Genomic DNA, 24,488 nt, shown 5'->3' on the forward strand with positions numbered 1-24,488 from the left:
GCGTCAGCCCGCCGCTGCCCGGGGGGTGTCGGTGCCTGCCACCGGCACGAGGGATGGGACCTGCCGCGGGCCGACGATCTGCGGGAGCACCTGCTCCGCCGCGCCGAAGGCCTGCACCGCGCCCCCGCTCATCACCAGCACCTCGTCGGCGCCGGTCAGGATGCTGAGCTTGTGGGTGACGATGATCACCGTCGTGCCCTCCTCACGCAGCGCGGCCACCGCCTCCATCAGCGCCGCCTCGCCCGCCTGATCGAGGCTCGCATTCGGCTCGTCGAGCACGACGAGGCTCGGGCGCCCATAGAGCGCCCGGGCGAGGGCGATCCGCTGGCGCTGGCCTCCGGACAGGCCGTGCCCTCCGGGTCCGATCCGCGTGTTGTAGCCGTCCGGCAGGCCCTGGATCAGCGCGTGGCAGCCCGCCTTCCGCGCCACCGCGATGATCGCGTCCTCGTCCTCGTCCTCGGCGGAGAAGCGGGCGATGTTCTGCGCCACCGTCCCGTCGAACAGCTCCACGTCCTGCGGCAGGTAGCCGATATGGCGCCCGAGCGCCTGCGGATCCCAGTGGCCGAGTTCCGACCCGTCGATCCGCACGGCGCCCGAAAGGAGCGGCCAGACGCCCGTGAGCGCCCGGACCAGGGTCGACTTGCCCGCGGCGCTCGGGCCGATCACCCCGACCACGCGGCCGGGCTCGATCGCGAAGCTGACGTCGCGCAGGATCGGCACGCCGGAGCCGGGTGCCGCGACGGACACCGACTCGGCCTGGATCCGCCCCTCCGGCCGCGGCAGGACCACGCGGTGCGGCTCCGGGCCGGCGACGGAGACGAGCTCCGTCAGGCGGCGGTAGCCGGCGCGGGCGGCCGTGAAGCCCTTCCAGTTGGCGACGACGAGCTCGATCGGCGCCAGCGCCCGCCCGATGATGATCGAGGCGGCGATCATCGACCCGGCCGAGATCTCCCGGTGGATGGCGAGGTAGGCGCCGACCCCGAGGACCATCGTCTGCAGGAACATGCGCACGAAGCGCGTCGCCGCGACGACGATGCCGGCCCGGTCGCTCGCGAGCGCCTGGAGCAGCAGAACCTCGTCGTGGCGGACCCGCCAGAGCTCGCGCAGCGAGGCGAGCATCCCCATCGCGTGCAGGACCTCGCCGTTCCGGAACGTGGCCCGCGCCTGCTGCCCGGCCGCGCCGGAGGCGTGGTTCGCCGCCTCGAGCGCCCGCCGGGTCGCGATCTCGTTCACGAGCGTCAGCCCGAGGATCACGCCCCCTCCGATCAGCGCCATCCATCCGAACCAGGGATGCAGGATGAAGCAGGCGATGAGGAAGATCGGCGTCCACGGCACGTCGCAGAAGGCCAGGAGGCCGCTGCCCGTGAGGAATTCCCGCAGGGTGTCGACGTCGCGAAGGGCCGTCTCGTGGCCGGCGCCGGGCCTGCGCAGGGTGCCGCGATGGACCGCGTCGAAGACCGGCCCCGCGATCTTCCGGTCGAAGATCATCCCGCCGCGGACCAGGATGCGCGCGCGCAGCAATTCCAGCGCCGCGTAGACGGCGAGGGCGAAGGCGGCGATCAGCGTGATGCCGAACAGGGTCGTCTCGTTCCGGCTCGACAGGACCCTGTCGTAGATCTGCAGCATGTACAGAGGGCTGACGAACAGAAGAATGTTGATGAAGAAGCTGAAGATGAACGCCGTCGCCAGCATCGGCCGCATCGACCGGAGGCCGTGGCTCAGCACGGATGGGGTGTTATGACTGCCCATGGCGGCGACCGATCAGGCGTGTGGGTGAGGATCGTCCAAGGCCCGGCGCGTTGCACCTCAAGGTTCGGGATGTCGGAAAACGGGTCGGGTGTCCATCGCTCGCTCCCTGCAGATCCGCCGGGTCGCCGAGAGGTCTCCGCACAGACCGCCCGCGCTCGACGATCTGTCCGGTTTCGGCCGTCGACCTTGGATCATAGGGCAGGGTAGAACGATTCCAAGCGCAGTCGTGTCCGGGATGCCCTGCACCAGACCTGATCTGGACAGCGATCGGGGGAGGAGCCTATATAGATATTACTGTACAGAGCGGGACGGCGCGCCGGGACCGAGCGAGGGGACGTCTTCACCGTGTATGCTCATCATCAGCGCCTGGATTCCGAGGAAGTCCAGGAATTGCGCCGGGAAGGCGGACGGTTCCTGAAGGACTTGCGGGAGGCGCGCGGCCTCTCTCAGCGGCAGCTCGCGACGCTGGTCGGTGCCGAATACTACACCTTCATCTCTCAGCTCGAGACGGGCCGCGGCCGCATCCCGCCCGACCGCTACCGCGCCTGGGCGGACGCGCTCGGCGTCGAGCCGCGGCACTTCGTCCAGACCCTGATGCGCTTCTACGACCCGCTGACCCACGAGATCCTGTTCGGCCGGGAGGCGGCCCCTGCCGGCTGAAACCTGCGCGGGCGGGGCCCGCGGGGGTCAGCCCGCCTGGCTCTCCAGCAGCGACGTGCCGAGCGAGGCGGCCAGGAAGGAGCGGGCGCGGCTGACCCGGCTCTTCACGGTCCCGGTCTGGCAGCCCATCACCTCGGCCGCCGCCTCGTAGGTCAGGCCCTGCGCGCCCACGAGCAGCAGGGCCTCGCGCTGGGGCGGGGGCAGCTTGGCGATCTGGCCCCAGATCGTGCGCAGGTCCGATCCGTGCTCCTGCGCGGCGGGTGCGGTCAGCTGGGCGGCCATGGCGCCGTCCGCGTCCTCCACCTCACGCTTGCGCTTGCGGCATTCCGTGTAGAACTGGTTGCGCAGGATGGTGCACAGCCAAGCCTTCAGGTTCGTGCCCGGCACGAAGCGGTCCTGCGCCGCCCACGCCCTCAGCACGGTCTCCTGCACGAGGTCGTCGGCGCGCGTGGCATCCGCGACGAGCGACAGCGCGAAGGTCCGCAATCCGGGAAGCGCCTCGATCAGCCCCTCGCGAACGGCCTCGGCATGTCCGCTCCGGGTGGCCAGCACGCCGTCGAGCTTCGCGATCAGGTCGAGCAGGTGCTGCGGCGGCCGGGCGCTGGCCAGCGCGCCGTAGGCCGCCTGCAACTGGGCGCCGAGATGATCCAGGACGGCCGCGGGCAGGAGGGGCGGCGCAGGCGCCTCCGCCACTTCCGGGTGATCCAGACCGAGCCCGCCGGCGATCAGCATGTCCGTCAACCTGTGTCCTTTCGCAGGGCGTCCGGCCTTGGAATAGGCCCGGCATCCTGACTGTACAGTGAACATCTAACTCGCCAAGGGGGAGGGATCGTTCCCTGGGATGCTCGCGTTGCGCCCCTCGTCCGCAGCCCAGCCGGTCGAGAGAATGCCGAGACCCGTGACCTACCGCATCGTCGACGACTCGGACGGGCTATTCGCCGTCGCGGCCCTCTCGTCGTCCGGAGCCCTGTACCGGCGCGGCGGGTTCCGGACGCTCGCCGAGGCGGAGCGCTGCATCGAGGATCTTCGCGCCGCGATGGTCGCCTGCGGCGCCCCCCTCGTCCGCTGGGAGGGCGGGGTCGCTGCCTGCAGGCCGCCGTCCCGGTAGGGGGTGTCACCGGGGATCGCCCGGAAGCGGGCGGCCCGCGTCTGATTGGCGGGACCGAGGCTCCCGTGGTGCCGGCTTGCCGGACATTGCCACCGCCGAACGGGAAGACCGATGTCCGGGCGCCGTGCCGGAAAAGCCGGTCGAACGGGTAGCGCTGGAGAGTGCCGCGGATCGAGAGGTCCCGCTTCCCGGACCGCACCCGGTCCGCGGGTACGCCCCCGGCGCCGAACCCGCCGCGCGCTCACGCGTTCCCCGTGCAAGGGTGGGGTGGAGACGACCGATGCAGGCTCAGGAGCAGGTCAAGTGGATGACGTTGCCGGAGATCGCTCTGGAGCGTCACATCTCACTGCGAGAGGCGGAGGAACTGGTCCAGGCGCGCAAATGCCCGCGCGTCTTCAAGACCGACACCACCCTTTACCTCATCTGACCGAATGCGAGGGGCATCGCGCCCGCCCGGCCGGGATCATCGCGGTGACGGGCGGCCCTCGGGCAGGAGAAGGAGGCGCGCCCACGCTCGGCGGGCGCGCCCGAGTTGGTTCGCGGGTCTCGGGAAACGAACGCGGCTGCCCTAGCCCACCTCGCCGCCGCGATCCGTAGCGGCGCGGCCACAGCCGCGAACCCGCTCCTGTCATCGATCCGTCATGCGCTGCGCCGCAGGAGGGAGGAACATCCGCCGACCGGCCGCGCGGCACGGTCGTTAAGTTTCCGTTAACCTTTGCCGCGCACCAAATGAGCCGGTGCTTCGGCGCAGAAGAGGCAACATGGCTCAGCGCTTCCACTTCGACCTGACCGATGGCAGCCGCACCCTGCGCGACCGGGCGGGGACGCTGGCACCCGACGTCGATCGGGCGCTCGTTCAGGCCCTGATGGCGATCAAGGAGATGCGCGAGAGCGGCGAGCTCGCCACCCTGGGGGACGGCTGGCAGATGGTCGTGCGCGACACGAGCGGCACCGTCCGGCAGGTCTTCCTGATCCAGTGACGCGCCGGGGGCTCCGGCCTCGACGTGCCGAGCCGCCTGTCCCGCCACTCAGAGCCGCGCATCGGCCGGCGCAAGGCCGTGCGCTCCGGCGCCCGTCCGAGAAGGGCCGTTCCGGTGATATCCAAGGCGAGAGCAAGCGGGAATTTTGGTCGGAGTGGCAGGATTTGAACCTGCGACCCCCACGTCCCGAACGTGGTGCGCTACCAGACTGCGCTACACTCCGAAGGCCGGCGTCTCCGCCGGCGAGCGGGCTTATAGCCGGGGCATTCCCGGCCCGCAAGCGAATCATTGCCGTATCGTCGCGACGGGCTCAGGCGAGGTCTCGCGGCCAGTCCGAGGGCAGGGCGCGCAGGGCGACGGCGATCCCGGCTCCCTCGACCGCCACCGCACCCACGGTGCCGGCGCCCGGCTCGAGATGGCCGAGCGTCCAGGCGCCCGGCTTGCCCTCCTGCCGCAGGAGCGCGGCGGGCGCAGGCGGCAGCGAGACGCTGAAGCGGGACAGCGGCATCGCGAGCCCGGCCCCCAGCGCCTTCACGAAGGCTTCCTTTCGCGTCCAGCAGGCCATGAAGGCGAAGAGGCGCTCCGAGTCCGGCAGGGCGGCGAGGGCCGCCGCCTCGTCGGGAGCGAAATAGGTCCGTGCGACCCGTCCCAGATCCGGCATCGGGCGCAGCACCTCGACGTCGACGCCGATCCGGCCGGCGGGCGACAGGGCGACGAGCGCCCGTTCCCCCGAATGCGAGAGGTTGAAATCGAGCCCGGCCGCGTCGGCGAGCGCCGGCTTGCCCCCGGGACGGGCCGTGAAGGCGAGGTTCTTCGGCGCGTGGCCGCAGGCCCGGCCGAGGATCAGGCGCAGGGCCGCGTGGCTGGCGACATGCCGGGTCCGGTCCGCGGGCCTCAGGAACCGGGCCGCCCGTGCCCGCTCCTCGGCGGAGAGGATCGCCGCGCAGCCGGCGAGGGCGGTCTCCGTGAGGGCGAGATCGATGGACCAGACGCAGGGGCCGGCGAGCGGACCCGGTTCCGCAGTCGCGAAGGCTCCGCCGCTCACGGGCGCGCCGCCCGCGCGCCGTGCCTCATGGCGGGGGGCCGGCCTGTCGGGGCATGATGCCGGCTGGATGGGGCGTGATGCCGGCTTGGCGGGGGAGACGGCATGCGGGAGCTCGGGGGAGGGGGGCTGGCGAGGATCGTCGATGGCGTCCGCCGCCGCAAGGCTCGGCGCCCGGCATGAGCGGGGTCACCGGGGAGCGGGCCTCGGCCGGCCTCGACCTGCCGAGCCTTCAGGATCGCCGCGCCCGCTACGGCGTCTTCTTCGCGACCTACCTCTATCAGGGTCTCGTCGCGGGCTTCTCCCTCACCGCGCTCGCCAACCACCTCGCCGCGCTCGGGCTGCCCGCCTCCGAGGTCGGGCTGCATTTCGCCATCGCGGGCCTGCCCTGGACGTTGCAGCCGATCCTGTGGGGACCCCTCGTCGACCGGGCGAGCCGCGCGCGGATGGGGCGCCGCCGGGTCTGGAGCGTGGTCGCGATCCTGGGCGGGCAGGCTGCCCTCGGCGGCCTCCTGCTCCTGCCGGGGCCGCAGGCGCTGGGCGCCCTCGGCCTCGTCTTCCTCCTGCACAGCGTGTTCGCGGCCCTGCTCGACACGGCCTGCGACCGCCTCGTCATGGATCACGTGCCGGAGGCGGAGCTCGGGCGCACCAGCGCCTGCACCCGTGTCGGCTTCGTCGTCGGCACGAGCCTCGGCGCGGCCCTGTTCGGCTGGACCCTCGCGGCCTACGGGTTCCGGGAGAGCGTGCAACTGCTTCTCCTTCTCAGCGCCTGCGCGGCCCTGCCCGCCCTGCTCGTGCGCGAGGCGCCGGGGGACGCGCTCCTCTCGCTCGGCCGGCATCCACTCGTCGCCGCGGCGGTGCGCCCGCTCCCGTTCCGGCGGTTCCTGCGCCGGCTCCGCCTGGGCTTGAGCCGCCCGCGGGCGCTGCGCCTGATCGGCCTGTGCTTTGCGATCGACGGGGCGCTCGCGGCGTTCGAACTGCGCTTCGGCGTCGATCTGGTGCAGGGATACGGCTGGGACGCGGCGGCCCTCTCCCGCGTGCAGGCCGGGCTCGCCCTGCTCGGCGGCACCGCAGGCGCCCTCGCGGTCGGCCTGTGGGCGGACCGTGCGGGCCCGCTGCCGGCCCTGCGCCATCTCTGCCGCGCCAGCGCCACGGCCTTCCTCATCGCCGCCGGCCTCGTCGCGGCGGGGCTCGCGGGCACCGCCGGCCCCGCGATCCTCGGGCTGACGAACGTGCTGCCGGGCCTCCTCGTCGTCGCCCTCGTGCCGGCGCTCATGCGGGCGAGCCGCGGCCGCGTCGGCGCGGCGACGGAGTTCGAGGTCTACATGGCGACCATGAATCTGGGCTCGGTCACGGGCGGGGCCGTTTCCGGCGCGCTGGCGCCGGTGCTGCCGCTTTCCCTGGTCGCGGGGCTCTGCGGGCTCGTCCTCGCGGGCTGCGCCGTGCTCGCCGGCCGCCCCCATCTCATCCTCCGCCCGGCCCGGGAGCCGCAGCGGCCCTCACCCTAGGCCGGATTCTTGCCGGCGGAGGGCGGCGACAGGCGCGTCGGACAAGAGCCCGACCCCCGCAGAACGCAGACCGCGAGATAGCCGAGCTGTGCGGCGGCGAGGCTGCCGTAGAAGAGGGCGAGCCCCGTGTACCAGGACAGATCCTGGCGCAACGTCGTCACCGCGGCCGCGGCGGCGGCGAGCGGGGCTAGCACGGAGAGGGCCGCGAGGGGCCGGATCGAGGAGTGCGGCATTCCCGAACGTCGGACTCGTCAGGTCGATACGGTCGAGTATAGCGCGCCGCGCCGAGGGAACGTAGACGCCCAGGGTTGAAAATCCGCAACTTTCGCTCGGTCGGTCCCGAACAGTACAACTTTCCGATGTGGCGAGTGGCCGTGATGGCCGGCGGCGCGATCCACTGGGCAGGGTGAGGCGCGCCACTCACGATTGCTGTCCGAGCGTCGCGCCCGCCCCCGATCATCTGAGGCGGGCGACGCCTCAGCCCGCGTAGACCGTGCTCGCGCTCTGCGGAAACTTCTCGGCGAGCGCCCGGCGCAGCTTCTCCAGCGCCCGGTTCTCGATCTGGCGGACGCGCTCCTTCGAGATTCCGAGCCGGTGGCCGAGGGCTTCGAGCGTCGCCTGATCCTCGGCGAGGCGGCGCTCCTGCAGGATGCGCAGTTCGCGCTCCGACAGAACGGTCAGCGCCTGCTGCAGCCAGATCAGACGCCGCTCGCCGTCGACGGCGGCGGAGACGGTCTCGTCGGGGAGGGCGGCACCGTCGACGAGGAAGTCCATGCGCTCGGACGACGCCTCGCTCTCCTCGCCCACGGGCGCGTTGAGGGACATGTCGGGACCCGAAAGCCGCGCATCCATCAGCGCCACGTCCTCCCGCGAGACGCCGATGGCGGTGGCGATGCGGCGGTGGATCTCGTCGCCGACGCGCTCCTCCGTCGATTGCATCAGCCGGGCCCGCAGCCGGCGCAGGTTGAAGAACAGGGCCTTCTGGGCCGAGCTCGTCCCGCCGCGCACGATCGACCAGTTGCGCAGGATGTAGTCCTGGATCGAGGCGCGGATCCACCACGTCGCGTAGGTGGAGAAGCGGACCTCCCGCTCGGGCTCGAAGCGGGCCGCAGCCTCCATCAGGCCGACATGGCCCTCCTGCACGAGGTCGGCCATGGGCAACCCGTAATGGCGGAAGCGTCCGGCCAGCGCGATGACGAGGCGCATATGTGCCGAGATCAGGCGGTGGAGGGCGCGCTCGTCGCGTTCGTCCTTCCAGCGCAGGGCGAGGCCGCGTTCCTCATCACGCGCGAGGAAGGGCGCCTCCATGGCAGTCCGTATGAACTGCCGCCGGATCCCTGCAATTTCCGCCATCCCCGCCTCGCCTCTTCGTTCGAGTGCTGATTACGGCAGGAGCCACACCCGAGACGCCGGACGGCGCCGGCAGGGACCCACGCCAGGCAACCGACAACGGAAGCACCGGCGCGAAGGTTCCGTCCCTCGCGACGAAGATGGCTTCGGTGGGACCGAAGTCCGTGCGCGAGAGCCGGATGGCCGGCCGCGAGATCGATCCCAAACATGAACTAGGGCGCGGATGACGGGACGACGACGGGTCGCGCGCGGCAGGCAAGCGCACGAAAAAGGCCCGGTGCTCGCGCACCGGGCCTAAAGGCATCCGCCGAGGAAGATCCGCCTCAGGCGGCCTCCTCCTGCAGGTCGTCGCCGTCGGTTTCCGCGTCCGCCTCGGCCTCGTTCTTGGCGCGGCGGGGCGACTTGGCGAGGCTCTGCTCGATCAGCTTCAGCGCCTCGGTCTCGGTGATGCGGTTGACCGAGGAGATCTCGCGCACGACGCGGTCGAGGGCCGCCTCGTAGAGCTGGCGCTCGCTGTAGGATTGCTCGGGCTGCGCGTCGGAGCGGAAGAGGTCGCGCACCACCTCCGTCACCGAGAGCAGGTCGCCGGAATTGATCTTGGCCTCGTATTCCTGCGCGCGGCGCGACCACATGGTGCGCTTGATGCGGGCGCGGCCGGTCAGCACGTCCAGGGCCTTCTTGACGACGTCCGGCTCGGCAAGCTTGCGCATGCCGACGCTGTTGGCCTTCGCGGTCGGGACCCGGAGAACCATCTTGTCCTTCTCGAACGAGACGACGAACAGCTCCAGCTTGTAGCCGGCGATCTCCTGCTCCTCGATCGCGACGATGCGACCGACGCCGTGAGCCGGGTACACGACCGCTTCGCCGGTCTTGAAGCCTTGGCGGCCTGCCGTCGTCTTCTTGGCTGTGGTCATGCGAGAAGGGCCTCCAAACATGGCGCGGGCGCGAGAGAGCCACGCCGAATCCGTTTCTCCGGGGTGGGACACCCGGCCTTTGCCGCCGACCGCGGACCCGCTACCCGAGCGGGTGAGCGAACCATCGGTTCCCTGGCGCGACCGAACACACGAACCACGACGAGATCGGCCACCGAAAGCAGGGCGCCTTCAGCGGTCGATCGCATGCAACCCCGTTATCCATGGAACGCCCTGGAATCGCGTCAGGCGGATGAGGGAGCACGTCAGGCACGAGCGACGGCAGACCTCTTGTGTATCACAATCCGGCCGCCGAATCAAAGGATTGCCGACTGACGCGCGCGCGCAGGCGCGCCCCGTGCCGAGTTGTGCACGGGGAGAGATGACGGGGCAGGAGGCCCTCGGAATGCCTGCCTTGCGCCGGGTGCAACTGGCCGGCGAGCGGGGCGGGAGACGGCGTCCGCACCGCGCCGGGGCGTCGTCCCCGGCCGGTCATCGCTGCCCGCGGCAGCGGTGGGAAGTTCTCAGTCGCCCGCGCCGGGGTTCGACGAGAAATGCGCCTCGAACTTGTCCGACACGCCGTCCCATTCCTTCGCGTCGGTGGGCGCGTCCTTCTTCTGCGTGATGTTCGGCCAGCGCTTGGAATAGTCCGCGTTGACCTTGAGCCAGCTCTCGAGGTTCGGCTCGGTGTCGGGCTTGATCGCCTCGGCCGGGCATTCGGGCTCGCAGACGCCGCAATCGATGCACTCGTCGGGGTGGATGACGAGCATGTTCTCGCCCTCGTAGAAGCAATCCACCGGACAGACCTCGACGCAGTCCATGTACTTGCACTTGATGCAATTGTCGGTGACGACGTAGGTCATGGGCTGTTTTTCGTCCTCGATCCGCACCGGCGAGGCGGGTTGCGGGGCCTAGTGCCCCCTCCGCAGCCTTCGCGCCCGATATGCGGATGCTCGCGCCTGGAAATTCGTCCGGGGCCGCGGCCCCTGATTTCGAACGGCTCTAGCTCTTGGGCGGTGTGCTGACAAGCGTGCAGGCGCCGCATCGCACCGGAGCGCCGCCCTGTGTCGCGCGCCTGCAATATGGGGGCGCCGCCCCATCCCCGGATTTCTCGCCGACCCGACCGGACTCCTAGGCCTGTTCGGGCGGCCCGTCCGCGGCGAGATCGACGTAGAGGCGCCGCGCCTCGGGCGCGGGACCGCGGCGCTCGCCGAGATCGGCCACCCGCACGAGGGCAGTGACGTGGGCGGCGGCCACCGTGATCACGTCGCCCACGACGAGGCCCTTGGCCGGGGCCTCGGCCCTGCGTCCGTTCACGCGGACATGGCCCTCCGCCACGAGGCGGGCGGCGAGCGAGCGCGTCTTGGCGAAACGGGCGAACCAGAGCCACTTGTCGAGGCGCTGCCGCTCCACCTTCATGCCGCCCGCTTCCTCCTCGGATCAGCGCTTCCCGCTATCGCCGGATTCGAGCTGCGCCTTCAGGGCGGCGAGCTTGGCGAAGGGCGAATCGGGATCGGGCGCGCGCTCGCGGCGCGGCGGGCGCTGGTCCTCGCGCGGCCCGGCATGCCGGTTCTCCTCGCGGCGGTCGGGACGGCCGCGGCCGCCCTCGAACCGGTCGCGACGTCCGCCGCCCTCGCGGCGCCCCTCGCGCTCGCCCTGAGCCGGGCGGTTGCGGCCCTCGGCTCCCTGCGCGCGCTGGCGGTCCGGCCCGCGCCCGCCCTCGCGGCGGGCCTCGCCCTCCGGTCGCCCGGTCCCTTGAGCGCCCTCGCGCCCGCGGCCCTGCTGGCCGCGCGGCCGGTTCGGGCGCTGGTGGGCGGGCCGCTGATGACGGTGCAGGTGCCAGACCTCGATCGGGGCGGCCTCGGCCGCCTCGGCGGCCGAAATCTCGGCGGCCGGAGTCTCGGCGCCCGGAGTCTCGGCGGTCGGAGGCTCGGCGGCTGCCGCCTCGGTCTCGGAGGATGCCACCTCGGTCTCAGCCGAGGCAGCCTCGGAAGGCGCCGCGTCGGCCGTCTCGGCGGAGGGCGCCGTCTCGGTGCCCTCGGCGGGCTCGCCCTCGCTCTCCGGCTCGGCCGCAGCCGATTCCGCGGGGGCCTCGGCCTCCGCCGCGGGCGTTTCCTCGCCAGCCGCCGGGACCGGCTGATCCTCGGAAACGGCCTGATCCTCGGAAACGGCCGGAGCCTCCGCGGGCTCCACCGCGTCCGGAGCCTCCTGCGTCGTCTCGGCCGCATCCTGGCTCGCGACGGTCTCGTCTTCCGCTGCGGCGTCCGCCATCGCTTCGGCGCTCGGGGCGTCGCCTGTCGCCTCGGCGGTCTCGGAGGGCTGCGCGACCGTCGGGCGGACCGGCTCGGTCGAGGCGGCGGGCAGGAGCGGCACGGTGATGGCGGGTCCCGGCCGGCTCTCGGCGACGTAGCCGAGCGATTTCAGGATCGAGGCGAAATCCTCGCCCGAGCATCCGACGAGGGAGGTCATGCCGACGGTGCCGACGAAGCCGTCCCCGTCCGCGCTGCCGGCCGGCGGCTCGCCCGGCGTGGTGCCCGGCCGGTAGGCGATGGCGGGGCGGATCAGGTCGGCGAGCCGCTCCAGGATGTCGACGCGCACGGCGCGCTCGCCGCAGACGCGGAAGCCCGCCGCCCGGTAGAGACCCTTGGCGATCTCGGGGTTCACCTTGATCGAGGTGCGGCCGGAACCGGCCAGATGCGCGATCTCGTCGAGGCCGGGCTGCTCGAGGCCGCCGTTGCGCAGGGCCCAGAGCTGCGCCGCCAGCGTGCGGGGCGCGGGCTTCAGGAGGGCCGGCAGGAAGATGTGGTAGGCGCCGAAGCGCACGCCGTGGCGGCGGAGCGTCGCGCGGCCGTCCTGGTCGAGGCTGCGCATCTCGTGGGTCACCTTCGAGCGCTCCAGGACGCCGAGGGCCTCGACCACCTGGTAGCCGATGCCCTTGGCGAGGCCGACCAGGTCGGCGGCGGTCTCGATCTCCATGAGCGGCCCGAGGAGGCGCACCACATGGGCCTTGATCCAGGCATTGAGCCGGGCCTCGACCTTGTCGCGGGCCGGGCCCGTGAGCTGCTCGTCCGCGATCAGGCGCAGGCGCGGCTCGAACAGCTTGTCGCCGGGCACGAGCTTGGCGACCGGATCGCCCGTCCAGCGGATCACGCCCTCGTGGCTGAGGACGAGGGACGAATCGGCGGCCGCCGCGAAGCGCTCGGACCGCGCCTCGATCTCGCCGCCGAGGGCCTTCTCGGCGGCGCTGCGCAGGGTCTTGGCCTCGTGTCCCTCGGCCCCCGGGTCCGGCACGAACTGGAAGCCGTGGAGATGGCCGACATGCTGTCCCTCGACGGTCACGTCCCCGCCGGGAGAAATTTGGGCTTCCAACATCGTATTCTCTCTCAGGCGCCGCATCAGGACGCTGGTGCGCCTGTCGACGAAGCGGCTCGCGAGGCGCTCGTGCAGGGCGTCGGACAGCCTGTCCTCTACCCGACGCGTCTCGCCCTGCCAATGTTCCGGGTCGACGAGCCAGTCGGGTCTGTTCGCCACGAAGGTCCAGGTCCGCCCTTGCGCGATCCGCTGGGACAGCGCGTCGATGTCCCCGTCGGTCCGGTCGATCATGGCGACGTGGCGGGCGAACCAGTCGTTCGGGATGCGCCCCGCCATGCCCCGCATCAGGAAGCGGTAGAGCTGCGCCACGAGGTCGGCGTGGGTCTGCGGGTGGACCTTCCGGTAATCGGGAACGCCGCAGACGTCCCAGAGGCGCTGCACGGATTTCGTGCCGGTCGCCATGTCGCGGATGTCGTCCTCGCGCATCAGGATCTCGAGCGCCTGCTGGTCCTCGCCCATCGGCGCGCGCGTCAGCCCGTTCTCGCGCGGGTGCTCGTCGAGGGTCTCGCGCAGGGAATCGAGGCTGTGGAAGCTGAGGTCGGGGTTGCGCCATTGCAGCATCCGAACGGGCTCGAAGCTGTGGCTCTCGATCGCCTCGATCATCTCCGCGTCGAAGGCCGGGCAGCGCCCCGTCGAGCCGAAGGTGCCGTCCGAGAGGTGGCGCCCGGCGCGCCCCGCGATCTGCCCCATCTCGGCGGGGGTCAGCTTGCGGAAGCGGGTGCCGTCGTATTTCCAGTTGGCGGCGAACGCCACGTGGTCGACGTCGAGGTTGAGCCCCATCCCGACCGCGTCGGTGGCCACGAGATAATCGACGTCGCCCGACTGGTAGAGCTCGACCTGCGCGTTGCGCGTGCGGGGCGAGAGCGCGCCCAGCACCACCGCCGCTCCGCCGCGCTGGCGCCGGATCAGCTCGGCGATGGCGTAGACCTCCTCGGCCGAGAAGGCGACGATCGCGGTGCGCCGGGGCAGGCGCGAGAGCTTCTTCTCGCCCGCGAAGCTGAGCTGCGACAGGCGGGGGCGCGTCGTCGTGCGCACGCCCGGGATCAGGGATTCGACCAGGGGCTGGATGGTGGCGGAGCCGATCAGCAGCGTCTCCTCGCGCCCCCGCTGGTAGAGCAGGCGGTCGGTGAAGACGTGGCCGCGATCCATGTCGGCGGCGAGCTGGATCTCGTCGATCGCCACGAAGGCGACGTCGAGGTCGCGCGGCATCGCCTCGATGGTGGAGATCCAGTAGCGCGGGCGGTCCGGCTTGATCTTCTCCTCGCCGGTGACGAGGGCGACCTTCTCGGGACCGACCCGGGCGACGACCCGCAGGTAGACCTCGCGGGCGAGCAGCCGCAGCGGCAGGCCGATCATGCCGGTCGGGTGCGCGAGCATCCGCTCGATCGCCAAATGGGTCTTGCCGGTATTGGTCGGCCCGAGCACCGCCGTGACGCCGCGCGCGCGGGCCTGCGGAGGAAGGGAGCGGCGATTCATCAGGGCGGGGCGGTCCTGCGGCGGGTCGGCCGGTGGTGCGCCGTGGGCGTCGGGAAGAAGGTGCGGAGTGGCCGCTCAATGGCCCCGGTGGCGGAGGGCGGGCGGGCGCGCCCCGCGCGGAGGCAGACCCTCATATGGGGCCGCACCCTCCGATCCGCCACTCCCCTCGGCACCCGTCTGGCCGTTTCCCGAGAGGCCCGGCAGACCGTAGATCTCGACGTTCACGGACGGCCGCGGGCCCTGGAGATCCGCGCAGAGCGTGTCCGGCGTCGCGGTGAGCGGGCCGCGGCGCGGCGGGCGCCCCTCGGTCACCTGCGCGGTGGAATAGGCGTTCCCGCCGCAGGACGAGCCCGCCTCGAGCGGCGCGGCCGAGGCGGGCAGCGCCAGCAGCGCCGCCAGCAGGCCGAGGGCGGCACGCATGGGCGGGCGCCTTACGGCTGCGCGTCGAGGCTCGCGACGGCGGCCGTCTCGGCCGGTGCCGCGGCGGTGGCGGTGCGCGTCCAGCGCGTCGCCTCGATGATGTTGGTCCCGATCGTGGTGCGCACCGAGATCCGCATCGGCAGCAGGACCCGCGTTCCCTCCACGGGCGCGAGCCAGACCGACATGTCGCGGTTCTCCTCCATGAAGCGCACGCCCGGGCGGTCGGGCCGGTGGCCCGCGATCGCCTGGTAGCGGGCGTTGCAGACGAGGACGGGACCCGAATAGCCCGGCTTCTCGACCGCGCGGGTCTCGGCGTAGCTCAGCACCACGTTGAAGCGGGTGGCGCCGTCGAAGACCGGCAGGGTCCGGTTGCAATTCTCGGGGTCGGTGAGGTCGCCCTGCGCGCGGGCCGGCATCAGCAGGGCGCTCGCCGGGTCCATCACGCCGCGCTTGTTGGCGGCGGTGACGGGCACCCGGTCGCCCATGTCGACGAGGGGCGGCGTCACCTCGGACTGGGTGACGTTGCCGCGCGCCAGAGCCATGCGCACCGCGATGCCGGAATTCGAGGTGCGGGTCGAGATCGCGAAGGCGTTCGGCTGCGGGCCCGGGCCGATGAGCCCGCTGGACCGGGCCGAGCCCATGCCGCCGGTGATGGCGCCGACGAGGCCGGTCAGCGTCGCCGACACGTCCATGCGGTAGCGCTGCCCCTCGATGGCGCCGGAGAGATGCGCGGTGCCGATCGGGATGCCGGCGAGGTTGACGCCGTAATCGACGGCCACGGTGGCGGGCGCGGATCTCGGCGCGCGGGAGCGGGCCTCGGCGGGCGCGAGCCCGGCGGCGGCGAGAAGGCAGAGGGCGGCGGCCGCGCGCGCGCGGGCCGAGGTCACCGGAATGGAGGGCGTGGCGAACATGGTCCGGACTCAGAATCCCCAACGCTCGGGCCGCGCGGGCTTGACCCTCGGCACGACGCAAGCGTTATCCCTCCCGCATGGTTAACAGAGCGTTGGGCCGCCGCCCATGCCGGGAAGGGCACACCGGGCGCGGCTTTCGCCTTGACGGCGCGCGGCCCCATCGCCTATAGGCTCGCGCCTTCAACAGGACTCCGCTGGACCTGGAATCACGCTTGGGCGCGGCCCGCGGCGAGCGCCGCGCCGGTTGTCACGGTCCGAGTTCTGACCGCCCACGGAACGATACGGGATTGTAAGCTATGTCGCGCCGCTGCGAACTCACGGGTAAGGCCGTGCAGGTCGGCCACCTCGTGAGCCACTCGAACCGCAAGACCAAGTGCCGGTTCCTGCCGAACCTGTGCAACGTCACCCTCACCTCCGACGCGCTCAACCGCCGCGTCCGCCTGCGCGTCACCGCGCACGCCCTGCGCTCGGTGGAGCACCGCGGCGGCCTCGACGGGTTCCTCGTGAAAGCCCGCGAGATCGAGCTGTCCCAGACGGCCCGTCTCCTGAAGCGCGAGATCGAGAAGAAGCTCGCCGAGACCGAGACGCAGGCCGCCGCCTGAGCCCGCGCCGGCCTCCGGCCGGCAGCAGGATCTCCAGTTCTCCGAAGGCCGCCGCACGCGAACCCGTGCGGCGGCCTTCTGCCGTTCGGACGCCTCGGGGCCCCACCTCTCCTGTCCGGAAGAGGTCGAGTCGGCGCGAGCCGACCGGGTGAGGGGTTCGCCGTTTCCGGATACGCCGAACCCTCACCCTGTCCCCCCCTCGCGAACGGGAGAGGGAACCCGGTCCGATCAATCATCGCGCCCGCAGGGACCCGCACCGAGCCGGATCCCTCGCCGGATCAACATTGACGCCGCGGCCTCGCCATTTTACCGATCGGTACACACTGATCCGATCGGTCAAAACTGGACGAGGCCACGATGTCCGAGACGCGCCCCCCGCTGCCGCCCTTCACCCTGGACAGCGCCATCCAGAAGGTCCGCGCCGCCGAGGACGGCTGGAACGGGCGCAGCCCGGAGAAGGTCTCGCTCGCCTACACGGCCGACAGCCGCTGGCGGAACCGCTCGGAGATCTTCCAGGGCCGTCCGGCGATCGTCGCGTTCCTCACCCGCAAGTGGGAGCGGGAGCACGAGTACCGGTTGATCAAGGAGATCTGGGCCCATAGCGGGAACCGCATCGCGGTGCGCTTCGCCTACGAGTTCCACGACGCGGCCGGCGACTGGTTCCGGGCCTACGGCAACGAGAACTGGGAATTCGACGGCAACGGGCTGATGCGGGTGCGCCACGCCAGCATCAACGACCTCGCGATCCGCGATGCCGAGCGCAAGTTCCACTGGGACCGCTCCGGCCCGCGCCCGGACGACCATCCGGGCCTGACCGATCTCGGCCTCTGAGGCCGCGCGGAGGGTCGATCGTGACCCGCACCGTCAACGAGCGCGCCGATGCCGTCGCCGCGCTCGCCGAGATCTTCCGCGAATTCGGCTACGAGGGCGCGAGCCTGTCGCGCATCGGGGCCCGCACGGGCCTGGGCAAGGGCAGCCTCTACCACTTCTTCCCTGGGGGTAAGGAGGAGATGGCGGCGGCCGTGCTCGCGGAGATCGACGGCTGGTTCGAGCGGGCGGTCTTCGCGCCCCTGCGGGAGGATCCGGATCCGGCCGCCGCGATCCGCCGGATGTTTCGCGAGACGGACGCCTATTTCCGCTCCGGCCGCCGGGTCTGCCTCGTCGGCGCCTTCGCGCTCGGCGACGTGCGCGACCGTTTCGCCGCCCGCATCGCCACCTACTTCGCCGGCTGGCGCGACGCCCTGGCGGACGCGCTGCGCCGGACGGGCCGGGATGAGGGAGCCGCGGCGGAGGCCGAGCACGTCGTCTCGGCCATCCAGGGCGCCCTCGTCCTGGCCCGGGCGGTGGACGACCCGGACGTGTTCGTGCGGGCGCTCGCCCGCCTCGAAGGAGGACTCGGTCTGGCCGCCTAGCGGCGCCCGCCCGCGGCCCGGATCGGCGCGCGCACGGGGGCCGGCGCGCCGTCCTCCTCGAACAGCTCGGCGAGCTTCTCCGTCATGGCGCCGCCGAGTTCCTCGGCGTCGATGATGGTGACGGCGCGGCGATAGTAGCGCGTGACATCGTGGCCGATGCCGATGGCGAGGAGTTCGACCGGCGAGCGGGTCTCGATCTCCTCGATCATCCAGCGCAGGTGGCGCTCGAGGTAGTTGCCGGCATTGACCGAGAGCGTCGAATCGTCGACCGGGGCGCCGTCCGAGATCACCATCAGGATCTTGCGCTGCTCGGGCCGGCCCAGCAGGCGCTTGTGCGCCCAGTCGAGCGCCTCGCCGTCGATGTTCTCCTTGAGCAGCCCCTCGCGCATCATCAGCCCGAGGTTCTTGCGCGCCCGCCGCCAGGGGGCGTCGGCCGACTTGTAGACGATGTGGCGCAGGTCGTTGAGGCGCCCCGGCGAGGTCGGCTTGCCGGCCGCGAGCCACGCCTCGCGCGACTGGCCGCCCTTCCAGGCGCGGGTGGTGAAGCCGAGGATCTCGACCTTCACGCCGCAGCGCTCCAGCGTCCGCGCCAGGATGTCGGCGCAGGTCGCGGCCACCGTGATCGGGCGCCCGCGCATCGAGCCCGAATTGTCGAGCAGCAGCGTGACGACGGTGTCGCGGAAATTCGTGTCCTTCTCCTGCTTGAAGGAGAGGGGCTGGAACGGGTCGATCACGACGCGCACGAGGCGGGCCGGGTCGAGCTGGCCCTCTTCCAGGTCGAAGTCCCAGGCGCGGTTCTGCTTGGCCAGGAGCCGCCGCTGCAGGCGGTTGGCGAGGCGCCCGACGACGCCCTGGAGATGGGCGAGCTGCTTGTCGAGATAGGTGCGCAGGCGGGCGAGTTCGTCCGCGTCGCAGAGATCCTCGGCGTGGATGATCTCGTCGAAGCGCGGGTTGAACACCTTGTACTCGGGTCCGCGCGGCTCGTTCGCCCGCTGGCTCGGCGGCCGGGAGGATTCGGAGGCCTCCTCCGACTCGGCATCCTCCGCTTCCTCCGGCAACTCGCCGGACGGCGCGTCGGCGGATTCGGTGGCGCCCTCCTCGATGTCGTCGGAGGCTTCCTCCGTCGATTCGATCTCGGCGCGGTCGCCCTGGCTCTGCTCCTCGGCCTCGCCCTCCTGCGGGCTCTGCTCCTCGTCCTGGGCCTCGTTCTCGTCCTCGCTCTCCTCGTCCTCCGGGTCGAAGGGGGTCTCGTCCGCCATGTCGAGGGAGGAGAGGAGGTCGCGCACGGAGCGGGCGAAGGCGCGCTGGTTCTCCAGCGAGCCGAGCAGGCCGTCGAGGTTCCGGCCGGCCTTGTCCTCGATGTGCTCGCGCCAGAGATCGACGATCTTGCGGGCGGCGGGCGGGGGCGCCTGCCCCGTCAGGCGCTCGCGCACCATCAGGGCGACGGCGTCCTCCATCGGCGCGTCGGCCCGGTCGGTGATCTGCTCGTACTTGCCGCCGCGGTGATAGCGGTCCTCCAGCATCGCGGTGATGTTGCTGGCGACACCCGCCATCCGGCGCGAGCCGATCGCCTCGACGCGGGCCTGCTCTACGGCGTCGTAGACGGCGCGCGCCGGGGCGTTCTCGGGCGCGAGGCGCCGGTGGACGGCGGAATCGTGGCAGCCGAGGCGGAGCGCCATCGCGTCCGCGTTGCCGCGCAGGACCGCCACGTCCGCGGCCGAGAGCTTGCGCGGTGGCTCGGGCAGGCGCGCCTTGTCGCCGGTGAGCGCGGGCCTGTCCGTGGCATAGGTCACCTCCACCTCGGAGCGCCGCGCGATGGCGCGCAGGCATCCGGCGACGGAGCGCTTCAGGGGTTCGGCGACGGGTTCGCGGCGCTCGCCGGGCTTGCGGTTCGAGATGGACACGCTGCTACTGCTTCACCGAATCGAGGTCGAAGGGGCGGTCGAGGATGTCGTCCCAGGAATAGGGACATTCTGGCGGGAACTCGTCGGGCGAGAGGTTGCACTCGTCGGCGGCCCAATCCCGCGACACCGGGTAGATCTCGTCGCGCATGACATCTCGGTGCTGCTTGAGGCCGGGATTTTTGCGCAGGCTCTTCGCGTAGCGCCGACGCTGTTCGCGGATCGAGTAGATCCAGCTCGGCGTGCGCTTCTCGGGCTGCTGATCCCACTTCAGCATCTGCATTAGGAGAACGCGCAGCGCACTCTCGAGCTGGCTGTATTGCGCGTTCCCCACGTCGCTCAGCTCCTCGGCGATGTTGTCGAGGTCGAGCGCCTCCACACGGCCGGAGCGGAGCAGGGAGACCTGCTCCTGCACCCAGGTAAAGAGGTCGTCCTCGTGGCGCGTGCGGTCCGATGCGGGCGCGCTGCCCGCGGACTCGAGGTCGGTCGGAACCGGATGCGCCACGGGCTCCTCCATGCCGCCTCAGCTGAGCGCGACGTTGACGGCGCTCTCCGGCAGCTCCTTGCCGAAGGCGCGCTGGTAGAACTCGGCGACGAGGGGCCGCTCCAGCTCGTCGCACTTGTTGAGGAACGTGACCCGGAAGGCGAAGCCGATGTCGCGGAAGATGTCCGCGTTCTCCGCCCAGGTGATCACCGTGCGCGGGCTCATCACGGTCGAGAGGTCGCCGTTCATGAAGGCGTTGCGGGTCAGGTCCGCCACGCGCACCATGCGGTTGACCGTGTCCCGGCCCTGCTCGCCCTTGTAGTGGACGGCCTTGGAGAGGACGATGTCCACCTCGCGGTCGTGGGGAAGGTAGTTCAGGGTCGTGACGATCGACCAGCGGTCCATCTGGCCCTGGTTGATCTGCTGCGTGCCGTGATAGAGGCCGGACGTGTCGCCGAGGCCGACCGTGTTGGCCGTCGCGAACAGGCGGAAGGCGGGGTGGGGGCGGATCACCCGCTTCTGGTCCAAGAGCGTCAGGCGGCCCGACAGTTCCAGCACGCGCTGGATCACGAACATCACGTCGGGCCGGCCGGCATCGTACTCGTCGAAGACGAGGGCGACGTTGTTCTGCAGCGCCCAGGGCAGGATGCCGTCCTGGAAGGCGGTGACCTGCTTGCCGTCCTGCAGGACAATCGCGTCCTTGCCGACGAGGTCGATGCGCGAGACGTGGCTGTCGAGGTTGATCCGGACGCAGGGCCAGTTCAGTCGGGCCGCGACCTGCTCGATATGGGTCGACTTGCCGGTGCCGTGATAGCCCGTGATCATCACGCGGCGGTTGCGGGCGAACCCCGCCAGGATCGCCAGCGTCGTCTCCCGGTCGAAGATGTAGTCCGGGTCGAGATCGGGCACGTGCTCGTCGGTCTCGGAGAAGGCCGGCACCTTGAGGTCGAGGTCGATGCCGAAGACCTCGCGCACGGAAACGGTCCGGTCGGGCAGCGAGGCGGGCGTGTCGTCAGAAAGCATACGGGACCTCGTCGGGGCGGGCGCCGGCGGGGAAGCGCGGAACCTCGCGGATGTCTCACGGCTCGGGCCCGCCGGACTCACTCGCGGCAGACGGGCCTCCGGCCTTCCTTAATCATCGGCGCCGCGCGGCGCCACTGGGCTTGCGAGCCCCGCATATAGGGTCCCGCGGGCCGTTTGGCGCCTCCCCCGCACGCAGGGCAGGGCCGAGGGCGGGTCCGGCGCGTGCATCCTTCGTGCCGGACGCCTCAGCAGAGCCCGGCCGCGCGGAGCGTGTCGTGGGCCCGGATGATGTCGCGCAGGCGCTCCTCGAAGGAGCGGTCGCCGCCATTGGCGTCCGGGTGGAAGCGCTTCACGAGCACCTTGTACTGTGCCTTGATGGCGGCCGCGTCCGCGGCCTCGTCGAGGCCCAGCACGTCGAGGGCCTTGCGCACGGCGCCCGAATGGCGCGGGCGCTGCGGCTCCTTCGCGCGCCGCGCGGTCTCGCCGACGCCCTCAGCCCTCAGGATGCCCAGCGGATCGACATAGGCCCAGTCCCGCGGCGGCTCGCCCTTGCGCTTGGTGCCCTCGGCCGCGCCGTTCGCGCCCATGGCCCAGGTCGGCCGGTGCCCGATGATCGCGTCCTTCTGGTAGGCCTGGACGGCGGCGTCGTTCATCCCGTCGAAGTAATTGTAGGCGGCGTTGTAGGCGCGCACGTGATCCATGCAGAAGCGCCAGTACTGTCCCTCGGCCTTGCGGCCCTTGGGCGCCCGGTAGAGGCCCGGATGGGTGCAGCCCGGGGTCTCGCAGGCAGGCTCGGCCGTCTTCGGCTCGTCGCAGGACGGCTTGATGCGGATGCTGTCGAACAGGCGCGAGTTGAGATCCATGACGGTGCGATTATGAGGGGGCGGACCGGAGACACAAGGGTGGCGGGCCTGATGACGCATGCGATCATCGGGGGTTGACGCGCCGCCCGGGAAACCGAGTCACCTCCGGAGCGGGAGAGACGGATGCCTGAGGGCGGCACGCTGAAGGATTGGATCGCGCAGACGCTCGACGCTGCGCTCGCGCCGACGCATCTCGACGTGACCGACGAGTCCCACCTCCATGCCGGCCACGCGGGCTGGCGCGAATCGGGCGAGACCCATTTCCGCCTCGACGTGGTCTCGGCGGCGTTCGAGGGGAAGAGCCGGGTGGAGCGCCACCGGCTCGTCAACGGATTGCTGGAGGGCGCATTCAAGCGCGGTCTGCACGCGCTCGCGGTGCGGGCGCGCACGCCCGGCGAAGCGGCCTAGCCGGACGCGAATCTCATGATCGAGAGATGGTGATTGTGGCCCTGCAATGCACCCCCCACATCGCCATCGACGAGGCGGATCTGGAGGAGAGCTTCGTGCGCGCCTCCGGCCCCGGCGGGCAGAACGTCAACAAGCTCTCGACCGCGGTGCAACTGCGCTTCGACGTGCGCCGCTCGGCCGCGCTGCCCGACGCGGTCGCCGTGCGCCTGATGCGGCTCGCCGGGCGCCGCCTTACGTCCGAGGGCGTCCTCGTCATCACGGCGCAGCGCTTCCGCACGCAGGAGCGCAACCGGGCCGATGCCCGCGAGCGCCTCGCCGCGATGGTGGCGGAGGCCGCGGTGCCGCCGACGCCGCGCCGGGCGACGCGGCCGACGCTGGCCTCGAAGAAGCGGCGCCTCGAATCGAAGGCGCGCCGCGGCGCCGTGAAGAGCCTGCGGCGCAGCGGCCCGGAGGATTGATCCCCCCGTCGCCGACCGGTCCGGGGAGGAGCCTCAGGCCCGCGTGATCACGTGGAGCGGCTCGGCGCTCGGCGCCGCGTCGGGCGCGGGGGAATTGCCGGCGATGAGGTGGCTGCCGGGCTTGGCCAGCGCCACGACGATCGCGATCACGGCGAGCACGGCGGCGAGCGCGGCCGGGAACAGGAAGGCGCTCTCGCCGTAGCGGATCTGCAGGGCGCCCCCGATCACGGCGCCCGTGCTCAGCGCCCCCCAGAGCGGGGCCTGGATCCAGAAGGACGGGTTCGGCTTGTGCAGGATCAGGTTCGCCAGCCCCGTGCCGAAGCGGACCACGGCGCCCGTGACGTAGGTCAGCGCGATGCTGTTGCCATTGGCGTCCTGCAGGGTCGCGTTCTGGAGCCCCAGCGCCATCACGATCGGGTAGGCGTGGATCGGGTAGGAGAAGGTGCCCCAGGGGCTCACGAGCCCGATCGCGAGGAGGGCCGCCTCGATCGTGAGCAGCACCGGCAGGCGCCAGGGCCCGACCCCGGCCGCGATCAGCGTGCCGACGAAGGCGCCGAAGCAGAAGACCAGGATCGTGGTGCAGACGCGGGCCGTGTTCTCCCAGTCGAAGGTCGAGACCGAGACGCCGAAGCGGGTCGTGTTGCCCGACATGAACGACATGAACAGCTGCGAGTATTCGAGGAAGCCGATCGAGTCCGCGCAGCCCGCGAGGCCGGCCAGCGCGAGGGCCAGGGGAACCCGGGTCTTGGCGCTCGCGGGAAACGACTTGTCCACGGTCTTCTCTGCCATCGAGTCCCTCGCGCTGCCGCCTGCCCGGAGCCTGCGCCCCGGACAGCTAGGCCGCTAAACCGGCGAGGGCGCGCGAGGTTGCGGCAATGCAGCGAAATCCGGCCGTTCTCACGCAACCGTGTCCCCGCACTGCAGCACGACGAGGCGGCCCGGAACGTCCCGCCCGTTCTGGCGGCGGATCGCCGCGTCCTCGACGAGGCGCGTCGTCAGCCCCGCCGCGCCGGCCGCCTCCAGCACCTCGGCATCCGCGTGGGCGTAGCGCCCGTCCGCGCCGATCGCGACGCCCGCGCCCCCGTGGGACTGCACCGTGAACGCGCAGAGCCCGGACGGGGCGAGGACGCGCGCGATCGCGCCGAGCACCGGCCGGAGGTCGCCCAGGTAGATGAAGACGTCGGCGGCGACGACGAGGTCGACGGATCCCGCCTCCGCCTCGGCGAGGCAACCGGTCAGGTCGCCCGCGATCAGGCGGTGGTAGAGGCTGCGCCGCTCGGCCCGGGCCAGCATCTCCGGCGAGAGGTCGACGCCGACGAGGTGCTCGAAGCGGCCGGCCAGCGCCGCGCCCATCAGGCCCGTCCCGCAGCCGAGGTCGAGCACGCGCGCGAAACGCCGCTCCGGCCCCGCGGTCCGTGCGAGGGCCTCGCGCAGCATCTCGGGCCCGCGATAGCCGAGCTCGCCCACGAGATGGCGCTCGAAGCGCGCGGCGTAGCCGTCGAACAGCGCCCGCACATAGGCCGGCGAGATCGCGGCGAGCCGGTCGCCGATGCCGAGCTGCGCGAGGCGCAGGCGGCTGCCGAGCCGATCCTCCGGATCGAGGTCGAGCGCGGCCGCGTAGGCGCGCAGCGCCCCCTGCAGAGCGGCTTCCCCGCCGCCCTCGCGGTGCAGCGCCTCCCGCGCCCGGCCGAGCAGCAGCCAGGCCGGCGCGTAGCGCGGCGCGAGGTCGAGGGCCTGCTCGGCCATCTCGGCCGCGCCCGCGGCGTCGCCCTCCGCGAGGCAGGCCTCGGCATAGGCGTAGCGGCGGTCGGCGAGGAGGTCGCCGGAGGAGGTCTGATGCGTCATGCGTG

Annotated in this window: 27 protein-coding genes and 1 tRNA gene; 10 read left to right on the top strand and 18 right to left on the bottom strand. The window is 71.8% G+C overall.

The annotated features are described in order from the left end of the window. Positions 1-3: 3 nt before the first annotated feature. Positions 4-1,749, bottom strand: coding sequence for a type I secretion system permease/ATPase (locus J2X36_RS11765; protein ID WP_310349861.1), 1,746 nt, complete (start codon positions 1,747-1,749; stop codon positions 4-6). A gap of 345 nt (positions 1,750-2,094) precedes the next feature. On the opposite strand from J2X36_RS11765, the gene J2X36_RS11770 reads away from it, so the two are divergent. Beyond that, entirely contained in the window at positions 2,095-2,409 is a 315-nt protein-coding gene (locus J2X36_RS11770; RefSeq protein ID WP_132256110.1) for a helix-turn-helix domain-containing protein, read from the top strand. Between the two features lie 27 nt (positions 2,410-2,436). Here J2X36_RS11770 and J2X36_RS11775 read toward each other — a convergent pair whose 3' ends face one another. Then, on the bottom strand, positions 2,437-3,141 hold the full coding sequence (locus J2X36_RS11775; protein ID WP_310349863.1) for a sigma-70 family RNA polymerase sigma factor: 705 nt from the start codon (positions 3,139-3,141) through the stop codon (positions 2,437-2,439). A gap of 154 nt (positions 3,142-3,295) precedes the next feature. Here J2X36_RS11775 and J2X36_RS11780 point away from each other — a divergent pair, with 154 nt between their 5' ends. The 3 genes from J2X36_RS11780 (at position 3,296) to J2X36_RS11790 (ending at position 4,497) form a co-directional block, all read left to right on the top strand. Next, positions 3,296-3,517: a hypothetical protein gene (locus J2X36_RS11780; RefSeq protein ID WP_310349865.1), complete on the top strand. Its 222-nt coding sequence runs from the start codon at positions 3,296-3,298 to the stop codon at positions 3,515-3,517. 280 nt (positions 3,518-3,797) lie between these two features. Next, positions 3,798-3,944 carry a hypothetical protein gene (locus tag J2X36_RS11785; RefSeq protein WP_310349867.1) on the top strand — a complete coding sequence of 49 codons (147 nt, stop codon included), beginning with the start codon at positions 3,798-3,800 and terminating at the stop codon, positions 3,942-3,944. 334 nt (positions 3,945-4,278) lie between these two features. Next, complete coding sequence (locus J2X36_RS11790) at positions 4,279-4,497, top strand: DUF6894 family protein (protein WP_132256107.1); 219 nt, start codon at positions 4,279-4,281, stop codon at positions 4,495-4,497. Between the two features lie 146 nt (positions 4,498-4,643). Here J2X36_RS11790 and J2X36_RS11795 read toward each other — a convergent pair. Together J2X36_RS11795 and J2X36_RS11800 are read right to left on the bottom strand one after the other, a co-directional pair. Then, a tRNA-Pro gene (locus J2X36_RS11795) sits at positions 4,644-4,720 on the bottom strand. Positions 4,721-4,807: 87 nt separating this feature from the next. Then, positions 4,808-5,542, bottom strand: coding sequence for a 4'-phosphopantetheinyl transferase superfamily protein (locus J2X36_RS11800; RefSeq protein WP_310349870.1), 735 nt, complete (start codon positions 5,540-5,542; stop codon positions 4,808-4,810). Between the two features lie 176 nt (positions 5,543-5,718). Here J2X36_RS11800 and J2X36_RS11805 point away from each other — a divergent pair, with 176 nt between their 5' ends. Next, on the top strand, positions 5,719-7,047 hold the full coding sequence (locus tag J2X36_RS11805; RefSeq protein WP_310349872.1) for an MFS transporter: 1,329 nt from the start codon (positions 5,719-5,721) through the stop codon (positions 7,045-7,047). Here J2X36_RS11805 and J2X36_RS11810 read toward each other — a convergent pair. The 8 genes from J2X36_RS11810 to J2X36_RS11845 all read right to left on the bottom strand — a co-directional run bounded on the left by J2X36_RS11810 (position 7,044) and on the right by J2X36_RS11845 (position 15,487). Further along, positions 7,044-7,280, bottom strand: coding sequence for a hypothetical protein (locus J2X36_RS11810; RefSeq protein WP_132256104.1), 237 nt, complete (start codon positions 7,278-7,280; stop codon positions 7,044-7,046). The genes J2X36_RS11805 and J2X36_RS11810 overlap by 4 nt on opposite strands. A gap of 244 nt (positions 7,281-7,524) precedes the next feature. Then, positions 7,525-8,400 carry an RNA polymerase factor sigma-32 gene (locus tag J2X36_RS11815; protein WP_132256103.1) on the bottom strand — a complete coding sequence of 292 codons (876 nt, stop codon included), beginning with the start codon at positions 8,398-8,400 and terminating at the stop codon, positions 7,525-7,527. Between the two features lie 320 nt (positions 8,401-8,720). Beyond that, positions 8,721-9,311, bottom strand: a complete 591-nt coding sequence (locus tag J2X36_RS11820) for a CarD family transcriptional regulator (protein WP_132256102.1) — start codon at positions 9,309-9,311, stop codon at positions 8,721-8,723. 521 nt (positions 9,312-9,832) lie between these two features. Further along, a complete protein-coding gene (gene fdxA / locus J2X36_RS11825) occupies positions 9,833-10,171 on the bottom strand; it encodes a ferredoxin FdxA (protein ID WP_132256101.1) in 339 nt (112 codons plus the stop codon). A 268-nt stretch (positions 10,172-10,439) separates the two neighbouring features. After that, positions 10,440-10,727, bottom strand: a complete 288-nt coding sequence (locus tag J2X36_RS11830; protein WP_132256100.1) for an RNA-binding S4 domain-containing protein — start codon at positions 10,725-10,727, stop codon at positions 10,440-10,442. A 21-nt stretch (positions 10,728-10,748) separates the two neighbouring features. Continuing rightward, on the bottom strand, positions 10,749-14,156 hold the full coding sequence (locus tag J2X36_RS11835; RefSeq protein WP_310349877.1) for a helicase-related protein: 3,408 nt from the start codon (positions 14,154-14,156) through the stop codon (positions 10,749-10,751). Positions 14,157-14,231: 75 nt separating this feature from the next. Next, complete coding sequence (locus J2X36_RS11840; protein WP_132254651.1) at positions 14,232-14,576, bottom strand: hypothetical protein; 345 nt, start codon at positions 14,574-14,576, stop codon at positions 14,232-14,234. An 11-nt stretch (positions 14,577-14,587) separates the two neighbouring features. Beyond that, positions 14,588-15,487: a DUF3108 domain-containing protein gene (locus J2X36_RS11845; protein ID WP_310349880.1), complete on the bottom strand. Its 900-nt coding sequence runs from the start codon at positions 15,485-15,487 to the stop codon at positions 14,588-14,590. Positions 15,488-15,783: 296 nt separating this feature from the next. Here J2X36_RS11845 and rpmB point away from each other — a divergent pair, with 296 nt between their 5' ends. The 3 genes from rpmB (at position 15,784) to J2X36_RS11860 (ending at position 17,501) form a co-directional block, all read left to right on the top strand. Continuing rightward, the gene (rpmB, locus tag J2X36_RS11850; protein WP_132254653.1) at positions 15,784-16,089 is read left to right on the top strand and encodes a 50S ribosomal protein L28; all 306 of its coding nucleotides are present in this window, start codon (positions 15,784-15,786) and stop codon (positions 16,087-16,089) included. Positions 16,090-16,446: 357 nt separating this feature from the next. Next, the gene (locus J2X36_RS11855) at positions 16,447-16,920 is read left to right on the top strand and encodes a nuclear transport factor 2 family protein (RefSeq protein WP_132254654.1); all 474 of its coding nucleotides are present in this window, start codon (positions 16,447-16,449) and stop codon (positions 16,918-16,920) included. A 20-nt stretch (positions 16,921-16,940) separates the two neighbouring features. Continuing rightward, positions 16,941-17,501, top strand: coding sequence for a TetR/AcrR family transcriptional regulator (locus J2X36_RS11860; protein WP_310349882.1), 561 nt, complete (start codon positions 16,941-16,943; stop codon positions 17,499-17,501). On the opposite strand, the gene cobT is transcribed toward J2X36_RS11860, so the two are convergent. The 4 genes from cobT to J2X36_RS11880 all read right to left on the bottom strand — a co-directional run bounded on the left by cobT (position 17,498) and on the right by J2X36_RS11880 (position 21,772). After that, on the bottom strand, positions 17,498-19,405 hold the full coding sequence (gene cobT, locus J2X36_RS11865; protein WP_132254656.1) for a cobaltochelatase subunit CobT: 1,908 nt from the start codon (positions 19,403-19,405) through the stop codon (positions 17,498-17,500). The two genes, J2X36_RS11860 and cobT, sit on opposite strands and share 4 nt — an antisense overlap. 4 nt (positions 19,406-19,409) lie before the next feature. Then, on the bottom strand, positions 19,410-19,907 hold the full coding sequence (locus J2X36_RS11870) for a DUF29 domain-containing protein (protein ID WP_310349885.1): 498 nt from the start codon (positions 19,905-19,907) through the stop codon (positions 19,410-19,412). Positions 19,908-19,925: 18 nt separating this feature from the next. After that, complete coding sequence (gene cobS, locus J2X36_RS11875) at positions 19,926-20,909, bottom strand: cobaltochelatase subunit CobS (protein ID WP_310349887.1); 984 nt, start codon at positions 20,907-20,909, stop codon at positions 19,926-19,928. A 245-nt stretch (positions 20,910-21,154) separates the two neighbouring features. Beyond that, entirely contained in the window at positions 21,155-21,772 is a 618-nt protein-coding gene (locus J2X36_RS11880) for a DnaJ domain-containing protein (protein ID WP_132254659.1), read from the bottom strand. 123 nt (positions 21,773-21,895) lie between these two features. Between J2X36_RS11880 and J2X36_RS11885 the strand changes: the two genes are divergently transcribed. Next, on the top strand, positions 21,896-22,180 hold the full coding sequence (locus tag J2X36_RS11885; protein ID WP_310349888.1) for a BolA family protein: 285 nt from the start codon (positions 21,896-21,898) through the stop codon (positions 22,178-22,180). Positions 22,181-22,215: 35 nt separating this feature from the next. Then, entirely contained in the window at positions 22,216-22,638 is a 423-nt protein-coding gene (gene arfB, locus J2X36_RS11890) for an alternative ribosome rescue aminoacyl-tRNA hydrolase ArfB (RefSeq protein ID WP_310350087.1), read from the top strand. 33 nt (positions 22,639-22,671) lie between these two features. Here arfB and J2X36_RS11895 read toward each other — a convergent pair whose 3' ends face one another. After that, positions 22,672-23,427, bottom strand: a complete 756-nt coding sequence (locus J2X36_RS11895) for a YoaK family protein (RefSeq protein WP_310349889.1) — start codon at positions 23,425-23,427, stop codon at positions 22,672-22,674. A gap of 108 nt (positions 23,428-23,535) precedes the next feature. Beyond that, positions 23,536-24,483, bottom strand: coding sequence for a methyltransferase domain-containing protein (locus J2X36_RS11900; RefSeq protein WP_310349891.1), 948 nt, complete (start codon positions 24,481-24,483; stop codon positions 23,536-23,538). Positions 24,484-24,488: the final 5 nt, after the last annotated feature.

Origin of the sequence: Methylobacterium sp. BE186, assembly GCF_031457035.1 — a bacterium.
Lineage (GTDB): Bacteria > Pseudomonadota > Alphaproteobacteria > Rhizobiales > Beijerinckiaceae > Methylobacterium > Methylobacterium segetis.

Bases quoted from the DNA above. Each gene is read 5' to 3' on its own strand.
- J2X36_RS11765 (WP_310349861.1), bottom strand. From the start codon at position 1,749: ATGGGCAGTCATAACACCCCATCCGTGCTGAGCCACGGCCTCCGGTCG.
- J2X36_RS11775 (WP_310349863.1), bottom strand. From the start codon at position 3,141: ATGCTGATCGCCGGCGGGCTCGGTCTGGATCACCCGGAAGTGGCGGAG.
- J2X36_RS11780 (WP_310349865.1), top strand. From the start codon at position 3,296: ATGCCGAGACCCGTGACCTACCGCATCGTCGACGACTCGGACGGGCTA.
- J2X36_RS11785 (WP_310349867.1), top strand. From the start codon at position 3,798: ATGCAGGCTCAGGAGCAGGTCAAGTGGATGACGTTGCCGGAGATCGCT.
- J2X36_RS11790 (WP_132256107.1), top strand. From the start codon at position 4,279: ATGGCTCAGCGCTTCCACTTCGACCTGACCGATGGCAGCCGCACCCTG.
- J2X36_RS11805 (WP_310349872.1), top strand. From the start codon at position 5,719: ATGAGCGGGGTCACCGGGGAGCGGGCCTCGGCCGGCCTCGACCTGCCG.
- J2X36_RS11810 (WP_132256104.1), bottom strand. From the start codon at position 7,280: ATGCCGCACTCCTCGATCCGGCCCCTCGCGGCCCTCTCCGTGCTAGCC.
- J2X36_RS11815 (WP_132256103.1), bottom strand. From the start codon at position 8,400: ATGGCGGAAATTGCAGGGATCCGGCGGCAGTTCATACGGACTGCCATG.
- J2X36_RS11820 (WP_132256102.1), bottom strand. From the start codon at position 9,311: ATGACCACAGCCAAGAAGACGACGGCAGGCCGCCAAGGCTTCAAGACC.
- fdxA (WP_132256101.1), bottom strand. From the start codon at position 10,171: ATGACCTACGTCGTCACCGACAATTGCATCAAGTGCAAGTACATGGAC.
- J2X36_RS11830 (WP_132256100.1), bottom strand. From the start codon at position 10,727: ATGAAGGTGGAGCGGCAGCGCCTCGACAAGTGGCTCTGGTTCGCCCGT.
- J2X36_RS11835 (WP_310349877.1), bottom strand. From the start codon at position 14,156: ATGAATCGCCGCTCCCTTCCTCCGCAGGCCCGCGCGCGCGGCGTCACG.
- J2X36_RS11840 (WP_132254651.1), bottom strand. From the start codon at position 14,576: ATGCGTGCCGCCCTCGGCCTGCTGGCGGCGCTGCTGGCGCTGCCCGCC.
- J2X36_RS11845 (WP_310349880.1), bottom strand. From the start codon at position 15,487: ATGTTCGCCACGCCCTCCATTCCGGTGACCTCGGCCCGCGCGCGCGCG.
- rpmB (WP_132254653.1), top strand. From the start codon at position 15,784: ATGTCGCGCCGCTGCGAACTCACGGGTAAGGCCGTGCAGGTCGGCCAC.
- J2X36_RS11855 (WP_132254654.1), top strand. From the start codon at position 16,447: ATGTCCGAGACGCGCCCCCCGCTGCCGCCCTTCACCCTGGACAGCGCC.
- cobS (WP_310349887.1), bottom strand. From the start codon at position 20,909: ATGCTTTCTGACGACACGCCCGCCTCGCTGCCCGACCGGACCGTTTCC.
- J2X36_RS11880 (WP_132254659.1), bottom strand. From the start codon at position 21,772: ATGGATCTCAACTCGCGCCTGTTCGACAGCATCCGCATCAAGCCGTCC.
- J2X36_RS11885 (WP_310349888.1), top strand. From the start codon at position 21,896: ATGCCTGAGGGCGGCACGCTGAAGGATTGGATCGCGCAGACGCTCGAC.
- J2X36_RS11895 (WP_310349889.1), bottom strand. From the start codon at position 23,427: ATGGCAGAGAAGACCGTGGACAAGTCGTTTCCCGCGAGCGCCAAGACC.
- J2X36_RS11900 (WP_310349891.1), bottom strand. From the start codon at position 24,483: ATGACGCATCAGACCTCCTCCGGCGACCTCCTCGCCGACCGCCGCTAC.